13 protein-coding genes and 5 tRNA genes are annotated in these 17,478 nt (G+C 54.8%); 3 read left to right on the forward strand and 15 right to left on the reverse strand.

The genetic code is table 11. The annotated features are described in order from the left end of the window. Window positions 1-65 precede the first annotated feature (65 nt). The 14 genes from QEP11_RS15680 to uvrB all read right to left on the reverse strand — a co-directional run bounded on the left by QEP11_RS15680 (window position 66) and on the right by uvrB (window position 9,155). Window positions 66-140 (reverse strand) — tRNA-Val (locus QEP11_RS15680). A gap of 26 nt (window positions 141-166) precedes the next feature. Further along, window positions 167-241: transfer RNA gene (locus QEP11_RS15685), tRNA-Val, on the reverse strand. Window positions 242-271: 30 nt separating this feature from the next. Next, window positions 272-346: transfer RNA gene (locus QEP11_RS15690), tRNA-Val, on the reverse strand. A gap of 27 nt (window positions 347-373) precedes the next feature. Further along, window positions 374-448 (reverse strand) — tRNA-Val (locus tag QEP11_RS15695). A 30-nt stretch (window positions 449-478) separates the two neighbouring features. Continuing rightward, window positions 479-553 (reverse strand) — tRNA-Val (locus QEP11_RS15700). Between the two features lie 28 nt (window positions 554-581). Then, a complete protein-coding gene (dnaQ, locus tag QEP11_RS15705) occupies window positions 582-1,319 on the reverse strand; it encodes a DNA polymerase III subunit epsilon (protein ID WP_284337587.1) in 738 nt (245 codons plus the stop codon). 18 nt (window positions 1,320-1,337) lie between these two features. After that, window positions 1,338-1,670: an ISC system 2Fe-2S type ferredoxin gene (fdx, locus tag QEP11_RS15710; protein ID WP_284337588.1), complete on the reverse strand. Its 333-nt coding sequence runs from the start codon at window positions 1,668-1,670 to the stop codon at window positions 1,338-1,340. A gap of 13 nt (window positions 1,671-1,683) precedes the next feature. Further along, window positions 1,684-3,555 carry a Fe-S protein assembly chaperone HscA gene (gene hscA, locus QEP11_RS15715; protein WP_284337589.1) on the reverse strand — a complete coding sequence of 624 codons (1,872 nt, stop codon included), beginning with the start codon at window positions 3,553-3,555 and terminating at the stop codon, window positions 1,684-1,686. 81 nt (window positions 3,556-3,636) lie between these two features. Continuing rightward, complete coding sequence (hscB, locus tag QEP11_RS15720) at window positions 3,637-4,155, reverse strand: Fe-S protein assembly co-chaperone HscB (protein WP_284337590.1); 519 nt, start codon at window positions 4,153-4,155, stop codon at window positions 3,637-3,639. 72 nt (window positions 4,156-4,227) lie between these two features. Continuing rightward, a complete protein-coding gene (iscA, locus tag QEP11_RS15725; RefSeq protein WP_284337591.1) occupies window positions 4,228-4,551 on the reverse strand; it encodes an iron-sulfur cluster assembly protein IscA in 324 nt (107 codons plus the stop codon). A gap of 2 nt (window positions 4,552-4,553) precedes the next feature. Next, a complete protein-coding gene (gene iscU / locus QEP11_RS15730; RefSeq protein ID WP_284337592.1) occupies window positions 4,554-4,955 on the reverse strand; it encodes a Fe-S cluster assembly scaffold IscU in 402 nt (133 codons plus the stop codon). A 43-nt stretch (window positions 4,956-4,998) separates the two neighbouring features. Further along, window positions 4,999-6,219, reverse strand: coding sequence for an IscS subfamily cysteine desulfurase (locus QEP11_RS15735; RefSeq protein ID WP_284337593.1), 1,221 nt, complete (start codon window positions 6,217-6,219; stop codon window positions 4,999-5,001). Window positions 6,220-6,313: 94 nt separating this feature from the next. After that, the gene (gene iscR, locus QEP11_RS15740; RefSeq protein WP_042412774.1) at window positions 6,314-6,850 is read right to left on the reverse strand and encodes a Fe-S cluster assembly transcriptional regulator IscR; all 537 of its coding nucleotides are present in this window, start codon (window positions 6,848-6,850) and stop codon (window positions 6,314-6,316) included. A gap of 244 nt (window positions 6,851-7,094) precedes the next feature. Beyond that, window positions 7,095-9,155, reverse strand: a complete 2,061-nt coding sequence (uvrB, locus tag QEP11_RS15745; protein WP_284337594.1) for an excinuclease ABC subunit UvrB — start codon at window positions 9,153-9,155, stop codon at window positions 7,095-7,097. A gap of 118 nt (window positions 9,156-9,273) precedes the next feature. On the opposite strand from uvrB, the gene QEP11_RS15750 reads away from it, so the two are divergent. From QEP11_RS15750 to QEP11_RS15760, 3 genes are all read left to right on the forward strand, one after another. After that, window positions 9,274-10,470, forward strand: a complete 1,197-nt coding sequence (locus QEP11_RS15750; RefSeq protein WP_284337595.1) for an amino acid aminotransferase — start codon at window positions 9,274-9,276, stop codon at window positions 10,468-10,470. 333 nt (window positions 10,471-10,803) lie between these two features. Further along, window positions 10,804-12,339, forward strand: coding sequence for a methyl-accepting chemotaxis protein (locus tag QEP11_RS15755; RefSeq protein ID WP_284337596.1), 1,536 nt, complete (start codon window positions 10,804-10,806; stop codon window positions 12,337-12,339). 17 nt (window positions 12,340-12,356) lie between these two features. Continuing rightward, on the forward strand, window positions 12,357-14,807 hold the full coding sequence (locus QEP11_RS15760) for a putative bifunctional diguanylate cyclase/phosphodiesterase (RefSeq protein ID WP_284337597.1): 2,451 nt from the start codon (window positions 12,357-12,359) through the stop codon (window positions 14,805-14,807). A 48-nt stretch (window positions 14,808-14,855) separates the two neighbouring features. Here the strand turns inward: QEP11_RS15760 and QEP11_RS15765 are convergent, their stop codons facing one another. Beyond that, window positions 14,856-17,348 (reverse strand): YgiQ family radical SAM protein, encoded by a 2,493-nt coding sequence (locus tag QEP11_RS15765; protein WP_284337598.1) that lies wholly within the window; start codon window positions 17,346-17,348, stop codon window positions 14,856-14,858. Window positions 17,349-17,478: the final 130 nt, after the last annotated feature.

The raw sequence follows: 17,478 nt of genomic DNA on the forward strand, positions 1-17,478 counted from the left end.
TACAGGTACTGGGACTGAAAAATGAAAAACTCCCTTAAATCGTAGACTTAAGAGAGCTTGGAGTGTGGTGGGTGATACATGGATCGAACATGTGACCCCTGCCGTGTGAAGGCAGTGCTCTACCGCTGAGCTAATCACCCGATTGGCATAGCTGCCAATTCAAAATTGGTGCGTGATACATGGATCGAACATGTGACCCCTGCCGTGTGAAGGCAGTGCTCTACCGCTGAGCTAATCACGCTGATCTGCATTGCTGCCGATTTCAGAAATCTGGTGGGTGATACATGGATCGAACATGTGACCCCTGCCGTGTGAAGGCAGTGCTCTACCGCTGAGCTAATCACCCGATTGGCATACCTGCCAAATCAGAAATTGGTGCGTGATACATGGATCGAACATGTGACCCCTGCCGTGTGAAGGCAGTGCTCTACCGCTGAGCTAATCACGCTGATCTGCATTGCTGCTGATTTCAGGAATCTGGTGGGTGATACATGGATCGAACATGTGACCCCTGCCGTGTGAAGGCAGTGCTCTACCGCTGAGCTAATCACCCATTTGCCAGTGTTCTGACAAGCCCTAGATTATGTCACAGCTTGACTTGCGTTTTCCCAAACACGCCAAATAGTTTTGCCACCCGACGCTTTATCGAGCTCGGCCAGTACCGACTCATGCATCTTCAGCTCTTGCTCACTCGACTTGATCACAGGAAGCTTGAAGCTGCGCAAATCGATGGCTGGAGAAGCCTCACCCGACTCCACTCCTGGCTGCACATCGTCCTCATCCGGCATGACCAAGGCATTCTGTCCTCGCGTCATATTGATGTAGACATCCGCCAGCAACTCCGCATCCAGCAAAGCGCCATGCAGTTGGCGGCCACTGTTGTCCACTTCGAGACGTGAACACAGTGCATCCAGAGAGTTGCGCTTGCCAGGGAAGAGTTCCTTGGCCATCACCAAAGAGTCCGTTACCTTTGCCACATAGGTGGTCACAGGCTTCAAACCCAGCAACGAGAGTTCTTTATTCAGGAATCCGATATCGAAAGGTGCGTTGTGAATGATGAGTTCTGCACCCTGGAGATAGGCCAGAATCTCGTCCACCTTCTCGGCAAATTTGGGTTTGTCACTCAAAAACTCTGTCGTCAAACCGTGCACACGCAAAGCATCTGGATGGCTGTCACGTCCTGGATTGAAGTACAGGTGCAAGTTGTTGCCCGTGAGCTTACGACCCACCAGCTCCACACAGCCAAGTTCGATCACGCGGTCTCCTGTCTCCGCAGACAGACCCGTGGTTTCCGTATCCAGAACGATAAGACGCGACATAAATCAGTGCTTTTTTGTTTACTCTTTGGCGTGGTTGATCGAGTACTTGGGAATTTCAACCACCAGATCAGTTTGCGCCACGATGGCCTGACAGCTCAAGCGCGATTGTGGCTCCAAGCCCCATGCACGGTCGAGCAGATCGTCTTCCTCTTCTTCAGAAGCGTTCAGACTATTAAAGCCCTCACGGACGATCACATGGCACGTTGTACATGCGCAGCTCATGTCACAAGCGTGCTCAATATTGATATTGTTGTCCAGCAGTGCTTCGCAAATCGAAGTGCCCGCAGGAACTTCCAGACTTGCACCTTCAGGACAGTATTCAGCGTGAGGAAGTATTTTGATGATTGCCATATGCTCTGTTTGATCAAGAAATAGATTGAACGCTCTTGCCCGCCAAGGCCTCTCGGATGCCGCGATTCATGCGCTCCGCCGCAAATGCTTCTGTACCCTTTGCCAGCGCTTGCGTTGCAGCCTCCACATGGGCTGCATCGTCTGAAGTCAATGCCTGGCGCAGCTGCGCCATCAAGGCTTCAATGTCCTGGCGCTGCTGCGGACTGAGCACATCGCCATCAGCATCCAGCGCACTTTGTGTGGCCAGCAACATGCGGTCAGCATCCACACGCGCCTCCACCAATGCGCGTGCCTTCATGTCTTCCTGGGCCGTGGCAAAACCATCCTGAAGCATTTTGGCTACTTGTTCGTCAGACAAGCCATACGAGGGTTTGACCTCAATGTGCGCCTCCACACCGCTGGCTTGCTCCCTGGCACTGACAGACAGCAACCCATCCGCATCCACCGTAAAACTCACACGAATGCGTGCTGCTCCTGCAGCCATCGCTGGGATGCCCCGCAATTCAAACCGTGCAAGGCTGCGACAGTCCTGCACCAGATCACGCTCACCTTGCACCACATGAATAGCCATGGCTGTTTGACCATCTTTGTAGGTGGTGAAGTCCTGCGCTCGTGCCGTGGGAATGGTTTCGTTGCGCGAAATGATGCGCTCCACCAGGCCACCCATGGTCTCAATACCTAGCGACAAGGGAATCACATCCAGCAACAGCAGCTCGCCAGCCGCGTTATTGCCTGCCAGCTGATTCGCCTGAATGGAAGCCCCCAGCGCCACCACTTCATCGGGATTCAAGTTCGTCAACGGTGGCTGGCCAAAAAGCTGCTCCACTGCATCGCGCACCGAGGGCATGCGGGTAGAACCACCTACCATCACCACACCTTGCACGTCTTCGACCGCCAAATCCGCATCGCGCAAGGCACGGCGCACAGCCTGCAATGAGCGCTTGGTCAAAGCTGCAGTAGCTTGCGCAAAGTCATCGCGGCTCACGAGTTGGTTGATCTGCGCGCCACTAGGCAGCAGCAATTCAAACACGGCAGTCTCAGCGTCGGTCAAGCGCTCTTTGCATGCCTTGGCAGCTATGCGCAATGCAGCTCGGTCTTCCACCGTTTGCGGGGTGATACCGGTTTGCTCCAACACCCAGCGGGTCAGGGCTGCGTCGTAATCATCACCCCCCAAGGCTGAATCACCGCCAGTAGCCACCACCTCGAACACACCCTGCGTGAGTCGCAGAATGGAGATATCGAAGGTGCCGCCACCCAGGTCGTACACGGCATAAATACCTTCGCTGCCATTATCCAGACCATAGGCGATGGCTGCTGCCGTTGGCTCATTGATCAAGCGCAGCAGATTCAGCCCAGCCAGCTTGGCGGCGTCTTTGGTCGCTTGACGTTGTGCATCATCAAAATACGCGGGCACGGTGATCACCGCTCCGTGAATGTCGTCATTAAAGGTATCTTCAGCACGGTAGCGCAAAGTTGCCAGGATTTCCGCACTCACCTCGACGGGGCTTTTACGCCCTGCACGGGTTTGGAGCTCCACCATTGCATTGGCGCTGGCCTGCTCGAACGCATAAGGCAGCTGCTGTGCCTGCTCACCCAGGTCAGTCAGACTACGCCCCATGAAACGCTTCACCGACACAATGGTGTTGGCTGCATCATCCACTTCATGACTGCGTGCCGAATAGCCGATCTGGCGCTTACCATCAGGCGCGTAACGCACCACCGACGGCAGCAACACGCGACCTTCATCATCGGGCAAACACTCTGCAACGCCATTGCGCACAGAGGCCACCAAAGAATGCGTGGTACCCAAGTCAATACCCACTGCGATACGACGCTGGTGAGGATTGGGTGATTGACCGGGTTCGGAAATTTGCAATAAGGCCATGGTGAATCTGTCTCTGTATGAGCGGCAACGCCACTCCTATGCCCTGACTTGCTACGCAAAGTTCAGAGCGCTGTAACAAGGCTATTGTTCCAGTTGCTCGCGTCGACGGTCGATGTCTTGCGCAAAGCGCTCAACAAACATGAGGGATCTCACAATTTGAACCGCGTCCTGAGCCCCCTCAGAAGATGTCAAAAGTTGCTCGCACTTTTCAAACATGCCACGTTTGACTGACGCTACTTCTGATTCCAAATCATCCAGATTCTCTGACGTGCTGGCATCGTCCAGGGCTTCACGCCATTCCATCTGCTGCATCAGAAAAGCCGTGGGCATTGCGGTGTTGTCTTCAGCACGCACAGGTGCCCCGAACAGCTCACACAGATACGCAGCGCGCTTGAGCGGATTCTTCAGGCGCTGATATGCCTCGTTGATACGTACCGACCACTGCATGGCCACACGCTGCGCCACTCCACCCTCACCTGCAAAACGATCAGGGTGGGTTTGCTTTTGCAAGGCTTTCCAGCGCTCATCCAGCAAGGCTCTGTCCAAGGCAAACTGTTTGGGCAGGCCCAGTAATTCGAAATCGTCAGACTGCAGATTCATGTCAATAAAAAACCGCCAGCAGGAGAGCAAGGCGGTTTTGTTGTTGAGAGCCCCCGTAGGACTCCGTTACGCTTAAATGCGAAAGCTCTCGCCACAACCGCAACGATCACGCTCATTGGGGTTGTGAAACTTGAAGCCTTCGTTGAGCCCTTCGCGCACAAAGTCCAGCTCCGTGCCATCGATGTAAGCTAGGCTCTTCGGATCAATCATCACCTTAACGCCATTGCTCTCAAACACGACGTCTTCGGGATCTTGTTCGTCCACATACTCCAGCTTGTAGGCCAGACCGGAGCAGCCTGTGGTTTTCACCCCCAGGCGCACTCCAATCCCTTTGCCACGCTTCGTCAAATAACGGTTGACGTGGCGTGCAGCTGCATCAGAGAGCGTAACTGCCATGTTTACTCAGCAGCAACAGTCTCACCACGCTTGGCGCGGTAATCGTTCACAGCCGCCTTGATCGCGTCTTCAGCCAGAATCGAGCAGTGCACCTTGACTGGAGGCAGCGCCAATTCTTCAGCGATCACGCTGTTTTTCAGCGCCGCTGCTTCGTCCAGCGTCTTGCCTTTGACCCACTCTGTCACCAGAGAAGAGGACGCAATCGCCGAGCCGCAACCATAGGTTTTGAAGCGCGCATCTTCAATCACACCAGTCTCGGGATTCACCTTGATTTGCAGCTTCATCACGTCGCCGCAAGCAGGGGCACCTACCATGCCAGTGCCTACGCTGTCGTCACCCTTGTCGAAAGAGCCAACGTTGCGTGGATTTTCATAGTGGTCAATGACCTTGTCGGAGTAAGCCATGGTGTCTACCTCTTGAATTCAAATAATCTGTTCGTTGGCGTGCTTAGTGCTCAGCCCACTGGATGGTGCTCAGGTCGATACCATCCTTGTACATTTCCCACAACGGGCTCAACTCACGCAATTTGGCTACGTTTTGGCGGATGGTGCTGATGGCATAGTCGATCTCCTCTTCCGTGGTGAAACGGCCAATCGTCATGCGCAGCGAACTGTGAGCCAGCTCGTCGCTGCGACCCAAGGCACGCAGCACATAGCTGGGCTCCAGGCTGGCCGATGTGCATGCCGAACCCGAAGACACTGCCAAGCCCTTGATACCCATGATCAAGGACTCGCCTTCCACATAGTTGAAGCTGATGTTCAAATTGTGTGGCACACGGTGCTCCAGGTCACCGTTCACAAACACCTGTTCAATGTCCTTGAGACCATTAAGCAAACGCTGCTGCAAACGCTTGGCGTGCTCATAGTCTTTTTGCATCTCTTCCTTGGCAATGCGGAACGCTTCACCCATGCCCACAATCTGGTGCGTTGCCAAAGTACCGGAGCGCATGCCACGTTCATGACCGCCACCGTGCATTTGCGCCTCCAGGCGAACGCGAGGCTTGCGACGAACGTACAGCGCACCGATTCCCTTGGGACCGTAGGTCTTGTGCGACGCCAGGCTCATCAGGTCGATAGGCATGGTCACCATGTCCAGAGGCATCTTGCCAGTCGCTTGTGCAGCGTCGACGTGGAAGATGATGCCTTTTTCGCGGCAAATCGCTCCAATGGCATTCAGATCCTGAATCACACCGGTTTCATTGTTTACCGCCATCACGCTGGCCAAAATGGTGTCAGGACGCAACGCAGCCTTGAAGACTTCCAGATCTAGCAGACCATTCTCTTGAACGTCCAGATAGGTCACTTCAAAGCCCTGGCGTTCCAGTTCACGCATGGTATCCAGAACCGCCTTGTGCTCGGTCTTTACCGTAATCAGATGCTTGCCCTTGCCTTTGTAGAAGTGCGCAGCACCTTTGATGGCCAGGTTGTCAGACTCAGTAGCGCCGCTGGTCCAGACAATTTCACGTGGATCAGCACCGATCAGGTCTGCCACTTGCTGGCGCGCCTTCTCAACAGCCTCTTCCGCCTCCCAACCCCAAGCATGGCTTCGGGAAGCAGCATTGCCGAAGTGTTCACGCAACCACGGGATCATGGCGTCCACCACGCGAGGGTCGCAAGGTGTGGTCGCACCGTAGTCAAGATAAATGGGGAAGTGTGGGGTCATGTCCATGGCTGGCTCTACTAATGTCTGTCCGGAAGCTGCTCGCTACCTCTTAAAACTCAAATTTGCCTGCCGAGCGTGCCCGGCGGGCTGTCTCGTGTGATCAAGACTTGGCGAACACGTTGCCAAGCGCAAACACCGAGTTGGGCGCATTCACACGAATAGGCTTGACCACCGGCGCCGTGGAAATCGCACGACGCACAACAGGCTTGTCTTCAATCTGGATGCCCTTGGCCAACTGCTCGTCCACCAGCTTTTGCAGGGTGACAGAGTCCAAGAACTCAACCATGCGCTGATTCAGCGCAGACCACAGTTCATGGGTCATGCAGCGCCCTGCTTCACCCATGCAGTTTTCCTTGCCGCCACACTGGGTAGCATCAATAGGCTCATCCACCGAGACAATGATGTCTGCAACGGTGATTTCTGCGGCCTTGCGGGCCAGGGTATAGCCACCACCAGGACCACGCGTGGATTCCACCAACTCGTGGCGACGCAGCTTGCCAAACAGCTGCTCCAGGTAAGAGAGCGAAATTTGTTGACGCTGACTGATCGCGGCCAGCGTGACGGGACCATTGTTTTGGCGCAATGCCAAATCGATCATGGCTGTGACCGCAAAGCGGCCTTTGGTAGTGAGACGCATCGTGAGCTCCTTCAGTCAGGCTAATAGTTAACAGAAACATCAATCGCGGCAACCGGATTGACTACCGTCTCCGCCCTTACTCCAGCGCACCAATCTATCGCGCCGAGCCCTTCGTTTAAGTAAGAAGTTTTTTTGTTGTTGTTGAGTAATTACCCCGAGTATACCAGAAACCCCATCAATTTGGTCGGATACATCTAATCGTGATCATCAAAACAAGCTATCAAGAGGAAAAAGCGCTTGCAAATCAAGCTCCAAATAGTTTTTGCTTAAGCAGTGCCAGTTGATCTCGCAAGCGTGCTGCAGCTTCAAAGTCCAGGTTCTTAGCGCGTTCCAGCATTTCTTTCTCCATTTTCTTGATAGCTTTGGTGAGTTCTGCCTCGGACATGTTGTCAAAACTCTCGGAATGTGCTGATGCGCGCTGTTGCTCATCGGCCTGTCGCACACTTTTTTCACTATAGACCCCATCAATCAGGTCTTTCACCCTCTTGACAAGCGCTGTAGGGGTTATTCCATTCTCCTCATTAAAAGCAATTTGCTTGTCTCGGCGCCGCTGCGTCTCGTCCATGGCTTTTCGCATGGAGTCAGTAATGCGGTCCGCATACAAAATCGCCTTGCCGTGCAGATTGCGTGCCGCACGACCAATGGTTTGAATCAAGCTGCGCTCGGCACGCAAAAAGCCCTCTTTGTCTGCATCCAGAATCGCCACCAGGGACACCTCCGGAATATCCAGCCCTTCGCGCAACAAATTGATCCCGACCAGCACATCAAACACTCCCAGCCGCAGGTCACGAATGATTTCCACACGCTCCACCGTATCAATGTCAGAGTGGAGATAGCGCACCTTGACGCCGTTTTCAGTGAGGTAGTCGGTGAGCTGCTCGGCCATGCGCTTGGTCAGGGTCGTGATCAGCACGCGCTCGTCACGCTCGGTGCGCAAGCGGATTTCTTGCAGCACGTCGTCCACCTGATGGGTTGCAGGACGCACCTCGATTTCTGGGTCCACCAGACCGGTCGGGCGCACCACCTGATCCACCACCTGACCCGAATGTGTTTTCTCGTACTCTGCCGGCGTGGCTGAAACAAAGATCACCTGCCGCATGCGCTGCTCGAACTCTTCGAACTTCAACGGCCGGTTGTCCATCGCCGACGGCAGCCGAAAACCGTATTCCACCAGTGTCATCTTGCGCGCACGGTCACCGTTGTACATGGCATTGAGCTGACCAATCATCTGGTGACTCTCGTCCAGGAACATGATGGAATCCTTGGGCATGTAGTCAGTCAACGTACTTGGCGGCTCGCCGGGCGCCGCACCTGAGAGATGGCGCGTGTAGTTTTCAATGCCTTTGCAGTGCCCCACTTCGCTGAGCATTTCCAGATCGAACCGCGTGCGCTGCTCCAGGCGTTGCGCCTCCACCAGCTTGCCCATTTCCACCAGTTGCTTGCTGCGCTCGGCCAGCTCCAGCTTGATGGTTTCCACTGCCGCCAGCACTTTGTCGCGCGGCGTCACATAGTGGCTGCTGGGGTACACCGTGAAGCGTGGAATGCTTTGCTTGATACGCCCTGTCAGTGGGTCAAACAGCTGCAGGCTATCCACCTCATCATCAAACAACTCAATGCGCAAGGCCAGCTCGGAGTGCTCGGCGGGGAAAACATCAATAGTGTCACCGCGTACGCGGAAGGTACCGCGCGAAAAATCCTGGTCATTGCGCTGATACTGCATGCGAATGAGCTGCGCAATCACATCGCGCTGGTTCATGCGATCACCCGTGCGCGTGGTCATTACCATCTGGTGATAACTCTCTGGCTCACCGATACCGTAGATGGCAGACACCGTGGCAACAATCACCACGTCGCGACGCTCCATCAGGCTCTTGGTGCAAGACAGGCGCATTTGCTCAATATGCTCGTTGATGGCACTGTCTTTTTCAATGAACAGATCGCGCTGCGGCACATAGGCCTCGGGCTGGTAATAGTCGTAATAACTGACGAAATACTCCACCGCGTTTTTTGGGAAAAACTCACGGAACTCCGAATACAGCTGTGCGGCAAGTGTTTTGTTGGGTGCAAAAACAATGGCTGGCCGCCCCAGGCGCGCAATGACATTGGCCATGGTGAACGTCTTGCCAGAGCCCGTCACGCCAAGCAGCGTCTGGAAGGCTTCACCATCGTGCACACCCTCTACCAGTTTCTCGATAGCCACTGGTTGATCACCCGCCGGTGGATAGGGCTGAAAAAGCTCAAACGGCGAATCTGGGAAGGTGACAAACGTGCCTTGTGGCACAGAAGCGTTAATTTCTTCTTGCATGGATTTATGTCTTGGGCGCATAGCCCATTGCCGGAGTAAAATGGCGAGCTAACCCTCAAGCCTACCGCAGGAGTCAGTTGGGGGTTTGCTGAAATATTTCTACCCTCAAGGACGACCCATGTCTCTGTTTACCGCCGTCGAAATGGCCCCCCGCGACCCTATCCTGGGTCTGAATGATCAATTCGCAGCCGACACCAACCCCAACAAGGTGAATCTGGGCGTGGGCGTGTACTTCGACGACAACGGCAAGCTGCCTCTGCTCAAATGTGTGCAAGCCGCTGAAAAGACCATGATGGAAAAGCCCACCCCTCGTGGCTACCTGCCCATCGACGGTATTGCAGCGTATGACAATGGCGTGAAGGCACTGGTATTTGGCGCTGACTCTGATGTGGTCAAGTCTGGCCGCGTTTCGACCGTTCAAGCCATTGGTGGTACAGGCGGCCTGAAGATTGGCGCTGACTTCTTGAAGAAAATCAACCCCAACGCCAAGGTTCTGATCTCCAACCCCAGCTGGGAAAACCACCGCGCCATCTTCCAGAACGCAGGCTTTGAAGTGGGCACCTATGCCTACTATGACGCAGCCACCCGCTCCATCGACTTCAACGGCATGCTGGCTGACCTGAACGCAGCCGCTGCGGGCACCATTGTTGTGCTGCACGCTTGCTGCCACAACCCCACCGGCTACGACATCACAGCCGCCCAGTGGGACCAGGTCATTGAAGTGGTCAAGGCCAAGGGTCTGGTGGCATTCCTGGACATGGCTTACCAGGGCTTTGGCCACGGCATCGCCGAAGATGGCGCAGTTATCGGCAAGTTTGTCGCTGCCGGACTGAACATCTTTGTCTCCACCTCCTTCTCCAAGAGCTTCAGCCTGTACGGCGAGCGTGTAGGCGCCCTGTCGGTGGTAGCTTCCGACAAGGAAGAAGCTGCCCGTGTGTTGTCACAACTGAAGATTGTGATCCGCACCAATTACTCCAACCCACCTACACATGGTGGTGCTGTGGTTGCAGCCGTGCTGAACAGCCCCGAGCTGCGTGCTCAGTGGGAAGAAGAGCTGGGCGAGATGCGTGTGCGCATCAAGGAAATGCGCCAGAAACTGGTGGATGGCCTCAAGGCCGCAGGCGTTACTCAAGACATGTCGTTCATCACTACGCAGATCGGTATGTTCTCGTACTCCGGCCTGACCAAGGAACAAATGGTGCGACTGCGTTCAGAATTCGGTGTGTACGGCACCGACACCGGTCGCATGTGTGTGGCTGCGCTAAACAGCAAGAATATCGAACACGTGTGCAAGGCCATTGCGGCCGTGATTTAAGCCTCCTACGTGACAAAGCAATGAAAACCGCCTTCGGGCGGTTTTTTTTATTCCCGTTGTATTGCATCCACCCAGAAATTGTGCGCGGATGCTTGAGCCAGGAAGGCAAATTGAGAAAGGCGGCTTTGATTGAAATCTCACACGAAGCCACTCACCCCCCTGGACCGCCAAGACGTCAGTAAAAAGCGGCATCCACCTACAGGGGGTTTCTTGCAAAAACAAATAATTACACATAGTTTCAGACACATATACAGCCGTAACAGTCAGCCCCATGCAGCTGACGTCCAGGAACGGCTGCAGGCGCTGCACACTGCGCCTTAAAGGTTTCCATAGATGCACCACAGCCTAGTCCCCCACCCCGATAGCAGCCTCAAAAACCTTGCACTCAAAGCCGACCGCATGGTTGTTGGAGTACTTCTACTGGGTGCCGCAGCGGCGATTGCTTTGGGTAAGGTGCATGGCCCTGCACTTTCCGGTGCAATGTTTGCCTGCGGCCTGTTTCTGGCTGGTGTTCTCGCTTGGCGCGTGGCTCCAGGCTCACTCTTCAGCCGCATCATGCTGTCCATCATTGGCATGTTGATGGTGTGTCTACACATTCAATTGGCAATGGGGCTGACCGAACTGCACTTTGGTGTGTTCGTATTTCTGGCTTTCCTACTCGTCTATCGCGATTGGCGGCCTATCGTCGCAGCAGCAATCACCATTGCACTGCATCACGTGTTGTTTGACCGTCTTCAAGCCCATGGTTGGCCCGTCTTTTGCATGAGTGAGCCAAATTTTGGCCGAGTGCTCATACATGCGGCATTTGTTGTCATACAAACTGGGGTTGAAATTGTGATGGCCAAGCGCATGCGGGCAGACGCACAGGAAGCGCAGGAGCTACATGTACTATGTAAACCGACTCAGGAGGGTGAGCTCAATCTGGATGTACGCCCCATCGAGGTGCACAGTACCTCTGCCATAGCGGTACGCGAAGCATTTCTTAAGCTAGAGCAACTGGTTACAGAGGCGCGCATGACCGCCAACGTCGTCCAGCAAAGCAGTGCTCACATTGCGCAAAGCAATTTGGAGTTGCACCAGCACGCACAACAGACTGCTGAACAGCTGCAAGCTACTGCAGCACTCGTTTCCCATATTCAGAACGACGCGCTCACCAGCGCCAAATCATCTGAAACCGCACGCGACCTCGGAGAGCGAACTACCGAGAATGCCCAGCACTGTGCCAAGCTTGTCACTCAAGTAGTCAGCGCCATGCATGCCATCAATGAAAGCTCTCACAAGATCGGTGACATTGTGGGTTTGATTGACTCCATCGCTTTTCAAACCAATATCTTGGCGCTCAATGCCGCTGTTGAGGCTGCTCGCGCCGGAGAGAACGGCAGGGGCTTTGCAGTAGTGGCTACCGAGGTCCGCAATTTGGCGCAACGCAGCGCCAATGCTGCCAAAGATGTGCGCAGTCTGATCCAGAGCTCCCTGCAGCATGCAGCGCAAGGCGCGGAGCTGGTTCATATCGCTGGCGATAGCATGAAAAGCGTATTAACTCACACCAGCAACATGGCGCAATTGATCGAGCAGCTTAGCGAACTTGCTCACTCGCAGGCCCAGTCTCTGCGTCAGGCTGCTGCAGCGCTAGGCAATATAGACACCATGACCCAGGAAAATACACATCTGGTTGCAAAATCATCCCATTCAGCAGCCCAGTTGCTCCAACAAGCCACCAAACTGCATAGCGTGGTCATTGGCGTCAAAACTTTGAATACCTCCCTCAAAGAGGGCCCGCAAGAATACCTCTTGGCAGCGAGCACCAAGCACGCTCCTGAGCAACCCTACCAACCTCAACCAGCAGTCTCCATGCAAACCATTTTCTAAACCCAGGAGAAACTTGCATGGCAAGCAACATCATCACCAGCAACAGCTACAAATGGCGACGCTGGCTGTTTATCTGTGCGGTGGCCGTACAGCTGATCGTTGCAAGTGGCAGCATCGTTCTGATCTCCGCCGTGCGTGTGGTTGTCAGCGGAGAAAGTTTATGGAGCAAGGGCTTCTCTGCATCTTTGATGCACTTGCAACGCTATGCGGAGACCGGGGCCGAGCAAGACTACTCCAGCTTCAAGCAGGCTCTATCCATTCCTTTAGGTGTCGGTGTTGCACGCCAAACCCTGGATACACAGCCCAAAGATCTGGCAGCCATCCGCCAGGGATTGCTGCAAGGCGAGAGTCATCCCGATGACATTAACACCTTGCTGAGCATTCTGCCTTGGGCATGGAACCTCCAGCCATTGGCACCCGCCATTGAAATATGGCGACAAGGTGATCACCATGTGCAGCATCTCCAAGAATTGAGCCAGCGCATTGTTGAACGGCGTCACTCCGCCTCACCTGTAAGCAATGTTGAAATCACCGCGTGGCGCAACGAAATCGACGACATCAACAGCACTGTCATACCGCTGGCCAAGCAGTTCAGCGCCACCTTGGGCTATAACTCACGCCAACTCAGCCAGCTGCTGCTTGGCATCAACATGCTGACCGCATTACTGTTGAGCTTGCTTTACTGGCTCTCGGTGCAAAGAGCGATTGCCGAGAGCGAAAAAGCCTATAACGAGCTGGAAGTTGAGCGTCAGCGCAGCAGCATCACACTGGCAGCCCTGGGGGACGGAGTCATCACACTGGATATGCAGCAGCGCATTCGTTACGCAAACCCGTCAGCGTCAAGACTGCTTGATATTCCGGCCCACTATTTGCAAGATTGCGAAATACAGCACGTTTTGCCCTTTGCGCCGGAATGCATTTCCAAGCAACGGCCTCTGACAGACGACAGCAACATCAAGAGCAAGTTTTCGGATAGCAACGTGCACTGGATCAACCGTCCTGGCAAGGATAGCGTTGCAGTGCGTATCACCGTCACCTCCTTGGAGGAGTCGAACGCGCATTCGGGCAGCGTACTCGTGTTGCATGATGTTTCGCAAGAGCAAAACTATATGCGTATGCTGGCCTGGCAGGAGAGCCATGACGCTCTCACTGGCTTGCAAAACCGCACGGCTTTCGAGAAGCATTTAATGCAGGTTGATGGCAAGCAGCCTTGCAGCTTGCTGCAACTGAATCTGGACCATTTCAAAATGATAAATGCCACCTATGGTCATGCTGTAGGTGATGAGGTACTGCGCCAGGTCTGTCACATGCTGCGCTCGGCCTTGCGCGAAACCGATGTACTAGCCCGCATTGGGGGCGATGAATTCGCCGTTTTGCTCAACAATTGCCCCCCCCACGCGGCGATGCAAACCGCTGAGCGGCTGCGGAAAAGTGTGCATGAGCTGAATGTGCACTGGCACCAAAAGAATCTGCACACTGGCGTGAGCATTGGCGTGGTGCATATCGGATCTCAGCAAAGCCATGATCCGCAATTACTGCTGGGCATGGCCGATAACGCCTGCAAGCACGCCAAGGAAAGTGGGCGCAACCGGATTTCGGTCTACAACCCGTTCAACCGTATCTTCCAGCGCTATCAAGGAGATATGGAATGGGTGCAGCGCTTGCGTTCCAGCCTGGAAAACGATTTATTTTCCTTGATGGCGCAAACCGTGTACCCACTCCAGCCACAACCAAGAGGCATGAAGGGTGTGCACTTTGAGGTGCTGCTGCGCCTACAAGATGGCCAGGGCAAGTACATCGAACCTTCAGTTTTCATCCCGATTGCTGAACGTTATGACCTCATGCCTCAAATCGACCGCTGGGTGGTGCGCAACACCTTAAGGCTGCTGCGCTTGCATTTGTCCGAAGGTGCGAATATCAGCAGTTGCTCAATCAACCTCTCTGGAGCCAGCCTTGGTGACAACGAGCTGCTGGAATTCATTCGCCAAAGCATCCTCGATTACGGAGTTTCTGCCGACAAGCTATGCTTTGAAATTACCGAGACCAGCGCGATTGCCAGCATAGAAAACGCCACCACCATGATCACGGAGCTAGGCAAGCTCGGTTGCCGTTTCTCACTGGATGATTTTGGCTCAGGCATGGCCAGCTTCAAATACCTTCAGCAGTTGCCCGTGGACTACCTCAAGATCGACGGTAGTTTTGTGCAAGACATGCTGAAAAACCCCAGCAACCATGCAATGGTGGAAGCCATCCACCACATTGGCCGGGTGCTTGGCAAATACACCGTGGCCGAGTTTGTCAGTGATGCAGCGACCTTTGAGGCACTCAAGGTCATGGGCGTGGACTATGCACAGGGCTACTATATTGCCCCCCCTGTTCCACTGAATGCAGAGTTCTTTTTGCATGCTGCTGAGCCACCGCCGCAATCTACCCCAGCCAGCAACCGAGTACCTGTTCCACGTTTTTGAATCTTCAAAGAAAAAGCCACCGTTTGAATGGTGGCTCTTTTTGGTTTATCAGCGTTTCGGTTTGCCTGGCTTTGCAGCCTGGCTGGAGCGGGACCTCACCCCAGCACGTGGCGGCAACCCCGTATGCTGGGTCAGCAGTTTGCCCGGGCGAGGTTGCGCAGCGCTTTCCTTATTACGGAAGCGCACATCACCCTTAGGCTCCATCAGAGCCTGCTCATCCACCTTGCGCGGACGCAGTGCCACAGCCTTGCCATCCTTGTTGGTGGTATAGCCCATACCTGTTTTCACACTGGTTGAGCTCGTGCTGTTTTTCTTGCGCGCGCTTTGATAACTACCATCCACCAGTGGCTGGAAGGTAGGAATCAGGTGGTGCTTGCCATTACCGATCAGGTCTGCCCGCCCCATGGTCTTGAGGGCTTCGCGCAGCAACGGCCAGTTGTTGGGATCGTGATAGCGCAAGAATGCTTTATGCAGACGACGTCGTTTTTCACCACGCACAATGTCCACCCGTTCCTCTTGTTCATCACGCATGTCGCGTCGCACCTTGGTCAGCGTGTTGCGCCCGGAGTGGTACATGGCTGTCGCCGTAGCCATTGGGCTGGGATAGAAGGTCTGCACCTGGTCGGCACGAAAGCCATTCTTCTTCAGCCAGACAGCCAAGTTCATCATGTCTTCATCACTGGTGCCCGGGTGAGCTGCAATGAAGTAAGGAATCAGGAACTGCTTCTTGCCGGCTTCCTCGCTGTATTTCTCAAACAGCTGCTTGAACTTGTCATAGCTACCAATACCAGGCTTCATCATCTTGGACAAAGGCCCAGTCTCGGTGTGCTCAGGCGCAATCTTCAAATAGCCGCCTACATGGTGCTGCACCAACTCACGCACGTACTCGGGAGACTTCACCGCCAAGTCATAGCGCAGGCCAGAACCAATCAAGATCTTCTTGATACCAGGCAGCTTCCGGGCACGGCGGTAGATGTTGATCAGGGGGCCATGGTCCGTGTGCAGATTCGGGCAAATGCCAGGAAACACACAGCTGGGCTTGCGGCAGTGCTTTTCGATCTCAGGGCTGGAGCACCCCAGTCGATACATATTGGCCGTAGGGCCACCCAGGTCTGAGATTGTGCCGGTGAAACCCTTGACCTTGTCACGGATGTCCTCAATCTCCTGGATGATGGAGTCTTCGGAGCGGCTCTGGATGATGCGGCCTTCGTGCTCGGTGATCGAGCAGAAGGTGCAGCCTCCAAAGCAGCCACGCATGATGTTCACCGAGGTGCGGATCATCTCCCAAGCAGGAATCTTGGTGGCACCTTCATGACTACCATTTTCATCGGCATAGCTGGGGTGCGGGCCACGCGCATACGGCAGGCCGAACACCCAATCCATCTCCGCAGTGGTCAGCGGGATGGGCGGCGGGTTCAGCCATACATCGCGCGCTGTAACACCCTCACCATGGGTTTGCACCAGGGCACGGGCATTACCGGGGTTGGTTTCCAGGTGCAGCACGCGATTGGCATGGGCGTAGAGAATTGGATCACTTTTGACCTGCTCATAGCTGGGCAGACGCAGCACGGTTTTCTCCCGCGGTGGCTGCTTGCCCTTGCCGCGCAGCGAAAAATTGTGCACAAACTGAACGGGCTGCACCTCAGGCATCGCCGCAGCCGAGCCGCTTGAGCCACAGGCTGCGCCCCCTGTTGTGGCGGCATTGGACGCGTCCTCCTTGGAACAGGTCTGCCCCTGGGTGGCTGCCTGCTCACTGGTGGTCATATAAGGATTGATGTGTGGCTCCACCACACCGGGCTCATCCACGATGGTGGAATCCACTTCAAACCATCCCTCTTTGGCTTGGCGCAGCACAAATGCCGTACCACGCACATCCGTGATCTGCTCCACAGGCTCACGGCGGGCAATACGGTGAGCCACCTCCACCAGAGCACGCTCGGCATTTCCGTAGAGCAGGATGTCACACTTGCTGTCCACCACAATGGAGCGACGGACTTTGTCGCTCCAATAGTCATAGTGAGCAATGCGGCGCAACGAACCTTCAATGCCACCCAGCACGATAGGCACATCTTTGAAGGCTTCGCGGCAACGCTGGCAGTAAACAATGGCAGCGCGGTCTGGGCGCTTGCCACCCACATCGCCGGGGGTGTATGCATCATCAGTACGGATTTTTCGATCTGCCGTGTAACGGTTGATCATCGAATCCATGTTTCCGGCTGTCACGCCCCAAAACAGATTTGGCTTGCCCAGCGCCTTGAAGGCCTCTGCACTCTGCCAGTCTGGCTGAGCAATGATGCCCACGCGAAAGCCTTGAGACTCCAGCACACGGCCAATCACAGCCATGCCAAAGCTGGGATGGTCCACATAAGCATCACCCGTCACCAGGATGATGTCGCAGCTGTCCCAGCCCAGCTGATCCATCTCTGCACGACTCATCGGCAGGAACGGTGCCGTGCCAAAGCGCTTCGCCCAATAGGGGCGGTAGCTGGTCAGCGGCTTGGCATCACGCTGAAAAAAGGAAACATCTATCGGTGCGTTCATCGGGGGATTCGTGCGGGGAAAAATTTAACCCGACAGTGTACTTTTGCACTACCAACATTGGGGGCAGTAGGTATATATCGCTGCAGCCCATCTTTACTTGCGGTACAAAAGCATTGTCCCCTGAACACGA

Source organism: Comamonas halotolerans (assembly GCF_030162935.1).
GTDB classification, from domain to species: Bacteria; Pseudomonadota; Gammaproteobacteria; order Burkholderiales; family Burkholderiaceae_C; genus Comamonas; species Comamonas halotolerans.

What these genes read in the sequence shown, in the direction of transcription:
- iscA (WP_284337591.1), bottom strand. Translation starts at nt 4,551, where the DNA reads ATGGCAGTTACGCTCTCTGATGCAGCTGCACGCCACGTCAACCGTTAT.
- fdx (WP_284337588.1), bottom strand. Translation starts at nt 1,670, where the DNA reads ATGGCAATCATCAAAATACTTCCTCACGCTGAATACTGTCCTGAAGGT.
- QEP11_RS15760 (WP_284337597.1), top strand. Translation starts at nt 12,357, where the DNA reads ATGGCAAGCAACATCATCACCAGCAACAGCTACAAATGGCGACGCTGG.
- dnaQ (WP_284337587.1), bottom strand. Translation starts at nt 1,319, where the DNA reads ATGTCGCGTCTTATCGTTCTGGATACGGAAACCACGGGTCTGTCTGCG.
- hscB (WP_284337590.1), bottom strand. Translation starts at nt 4,155, where the DNA reads ATGAATCTGCAGTCTGACGATTTCGAATTACTGGGCCTGCCCAAACAG.
- QEP11_RS15765 (WP_284337598.1), bottom strand. Translation starts at nt 17,348, where the DNA reads ATGAACGCACCGATAGATGTTTCCTTTTTTCAGCGTGATGCCAAGCCG.
- QEP11_RS15755 (WP_284337596.1), top strand. Translation starts at nt 10,804, where the DNA reads ATGCACCACAGCCTAGTCCCCCACCCCGATAGCAGCCTCAAAAACCTT.
- hscA (WP_284337589.1), bottom strand. Translation starts at nt 3,555, where the DNA reads ATGGCCTTATTGCAAATTTCCGAACCCGGTCAATCACCCAATCCTCAC.
- iscR (WP_042412774.1), bottom strand. Translation starts at nt 6,850, where the DNA reads ATGCGTCTCACTACCAAAGGCCGCTTTGCGGTCACAGCCATGATCGAT.
- QEP11_RS15735 (WP_284337593.1), bottom strand. Translation starts at nt 6,219, where the DNA reads ATGGACATGACCCCACACTTCCCCATTTATCTTGACTACGGTGCGACC.
- QEP11_RS15750 (WP_284337595.1), top strand. Translation starts at nt 9,274, where the DNA reads ATGTCTCTGTTTACCGCCGTCGAAATGGCCCCCCGCGACCCTATCCTG.
- iscU (WP_284337592.1), bottom strand. Translation starts at nt 4,955, where the DNA reads ATGGCTTACTCCGACAAGGTCATTGACCACTATGAAAATCCACGCAAC.
- uvrB (WP_284337594.1), bottom strand. Translation starts at nt 9,155, where the DNA reads ATGCAAGAAGAAATTAACGCTTCTGTGCCACAAGGCACGTTTGTCACC.